The organism is Candidatus Neomarinimicrobiota bacterium, from assembly GCA_018647265.1.
Taxonomy (GTDB): domain Bacteria; phylum Fidelibacterota; class Marinisomatia; order Marinisomatales; family TCS55; genus TCS55.
This window is the reverse complement of sequence record JABGTK010000109.1, coordinates 1-3,033: the sequence shown is the minus strand read 5'-3', so window position 1 is coordinate 3,033 and position 3,033 is coordinate 1. Positions and strand designations below refer to the sequence as shown.

4 protein-coding genes are annotated in these 3,033 nt (G+C 40.5%); all 4 read right to left on the bottom strand.

Annotated features, from left to right (window positions below):
* Nucleotides 1-19 precede the first annotated feature (19 nt).
* The gene (gene cyoE / locus HN459_06205) at nt 20-901 is read right to left on the bottom strand and encodes a protoheme IX farnesyltransferase (GenBank protein MBT3479041.1); all 882 of its coding nucleotides are present in this window, start codon (nt 899-901) and stop codon (nt 20-22) included.
* Nucleotides 898-1,887: a hypothetical protein gene (locus HN459_06200; GenBank protein MBT3479040.1), complete on the bottom strand. Its 990-nt coding sequence runs from the start codon at nt 1,885-1,887 to the stop codon at nt 898-900. The genes cyoE and HN459_06200 overlap by 4 nt, the downstream gene beginning before the upstream one ends.
* Before the next feature lie 133 nt (nt 1,888-2,020).
* Nucleotides 2,021-2,863, bottom strand: a complete 843-nt coding sequence (locus HN459_06195; GenBank protein MBT3479039.1) for a hypothetical protein — start codon at nt 2,861-2,863, stop codon at nt 2,021-2,023.
* A 17-nt stretch (nt 2,864-2,880) separates the two neighbouring features.
* The coding region (locus HN459_06190) for a hypothetical protein (GenBank protein MBT3479038.1) at nt 2,881-3,033 on the bottom strand (153 nt) is incomplete at its 5' end.

Here is a 3,033-nt window from a genome sequence, read left to right as displayed (position 1 = left end):
CGTGTTTTTTGAGTCATGTTCAAATTCCTAAATCAATTATGATAATAATGAGCAAAGCCGGCAAGTAAAACACCGATGCTTTTAATAAGAGTAAGGCACTTTCTCTGGATTTATTCCGTGCCATTGGAATGGCAGAAAGGAAAAATGCACAGGAAATAATCGTTACACCAATTAAATATATTGTTCCCAAGGACCCTTCTACCACTGGTAATAGTGAAACGGGTATCATAAGTAAAAGGTGCCAAAATATCTGACGAATGGTCCGTGAGCCGTCCGGTTCAATAACAGGCAACATTTTGAAATCGGCCTGGGCATAATCATCCTTACACATCCAGGCAATGGCATAAAAATGGGGATGCTGCCAGAGATACATAATGGCGAAGAGAATCCATGCCATGGTGCCAATCTCTCCAGTAGCAGCCGTCCAACCGCCAATGATTGGTAATGCGCCGGGAATGGATCCGACTGATGTGTTGAGCCAAGTAATCCTTTTTAAAGGCGTATAAACAATGATGTAAAGAAACGCTGTCATGATGGATAAAAATCCGGTTAACAGATTCACTTTCCAAACCAAAAGGGTGCTCCCTGAAATAACCATAAAAACACCGAAAATTATTACATGAAGTGGAGAGATCAATCCTGCGGGAAGAGGCCTGTTCTTGGTACGCGCCATTAATTTGTCTGGTTCGCGTTCTAAATAATGATTTAATGCGCCAGAGCCAGCGGCTGTTAGGGAAGTCCCCAATAATGTAAAGAATAAAGTTTCCCAAGAACCAATACCCATATTCCCCAGGTAATATCCTAACAACGTGGATACAAGAACAAGAGATAGAATATTCAGTTTACTCAATTCAAGGTATATGTTTATGAGAGATTTAGCTTTTTGTTTTTGAAATTTCATTTTGACTTCCAGTCCGTCCATTCTTTAGGATTTGTCCGCAGGATAAACAAAGCACATGTACCCAATAAGGTCGCTCCCGTAACTACATGAAAGCTGGCAATATATGGCGACCTCTCAGATAAAACGGTTATAACGCCCAAACTGAATTGAAGAATAACGATACCGATTATAGCCACCATAGCTAAATGAACATTTTTATTCTCATTTGCCAAGGATCCATATTTAAAGGAAAAACACCCAATTGCTACAGTTACAATTATGGCTCCTAATCTATGGAGGAAATGGATAATCACTTGTCCACGGGAGACAGAATCAATATCCAAATCAAAAAGTGTTGAATTAATATTATGAATCATAGTTTCAGAAAAAGTAGGAATCCACAAACCACCCATAGTTGGAAAATCGGGGATCGCCATCCCGGAAGCGGTGTGTCGCATGAGAGCGCCTAAAATGAGCTGAGCATAAACCAATCCACCCAGAATAATGGTTCCTTTTTTGAAATCAATTGGCCAATTAACCGTTTCTCGTTCGGTTCTTTCAACCGATAATCCATAAGCGAGAATAATGGTCATAATAAAAAATGTTTGAGCTAAAATGCCATGAATGATGGACACTGGTGGTGGTAGAAAAAATAAGACTGTAATTCCCCCAAATAATCCCTGGAGAATTACCATCCCCAAGGCAAAGAATCCCAGTTTTTTAAGCCACCTTGATTCATCAGAAAAACCCAACCAAATGGCTTGAATCATAGTAAAGAAACCAACAAGAGTAGCAATCATACGATGACCATGCTCATAAAATATACCACCCACCATTTGTGAAATTGGGAATGTAAACATTTGCTTTCCATAGGTCGTGGGCCAATCGGGAACCGATAACCCTACTTCATGACTTTTAACCAATGCACCTGCAAAAATCAAAAATAATGTAGAGAATACAGTAAGCTTGGATAAGCGTCTCAACCAGGTATGTGATCGTGAATTCATTCTAATTTTCTTCCCCCATAATAAGGCTCGGAATTTACATTTTACTGATAGTTAATTCTTGATATAATCCCCAAAAAAAACCCTCCGAAAAATGCGGAGGGTTTCATTAAATAATTAAAAGACTAACCTTGGATTACCAGTCTTCGTCATCGCCCCAATCGTCGTCGTCTCCTTCTTCAGCAAGGTATTCTTGCTGTTCTTCATGCCAAGCTGCATAGCCTTCATCATCATGAATTGTCAGGAATCCTTTCATGCGGTAGTGACCCAATCCACATAATTGAGCACATGCAATTTCAAAGCCTTTACCTTCCCGAGCAGAACCGACTGTTGTTTTGAGGAATTCTTCAGTGGTCATGGTTGCTTCAAACCAAACAGGAATTTCCATTCCGGGCACAGCGTCTTGTTTTACACGTAATTCAGGCATACCAAAACTGTGAATCACATCCTTGGATGATAGTGAAATATTAATGGGTGTATTTACCGGAATGTGCAATTGATTAATGGTGAACACATCATCTTTTGCAAATTCATCCTTACGATCCAATCCAATGGGATTCTCAGCTTCATCTACCAAATCGACCAATGTCTTACCAAAAACACCATCGGGACCAGGATAGTGAATATTCCATGTAAATTGCTGGGCAACTACACGAATTTGAACTGCATCGGGACCCTTAGGAACATCATTTACTCGGCTGGCCCATATAGGGAAAGCAAACCCGATAAGCAATACAACTTCAATCACCGCTACAGCTACTTCTAAGTAGGATGAGAAATGGCTTCTTACACCACCATGATCGGCTACGGGATTTTTAGATGCCCGAAAGCGAATCAATGTGTATATAAAAAATGCCCCCCAACCCACAAATAGGATGAGCATTAACCAATGCGTTAAGGAAATAACATTGTCAATTCCCGGTCCTTGTGTAGAAGCGGCGACTGATGGCAGTCCGAAATATCTAAGCAGTTCTAACACCGAAGATTACCTCTAAATTAATTCTTTTTTCTTTTGAGTGATATTGCATATTCTTTGGCACGGCGATTCAGTACGTAAATAGACGATCCGAATCCGCCTAGGACTGTCCCCGTAATGCCAAGCATTGCAATAATGGCTTTATTTATTCCCTGAGAGGCGGCTGCATTCGG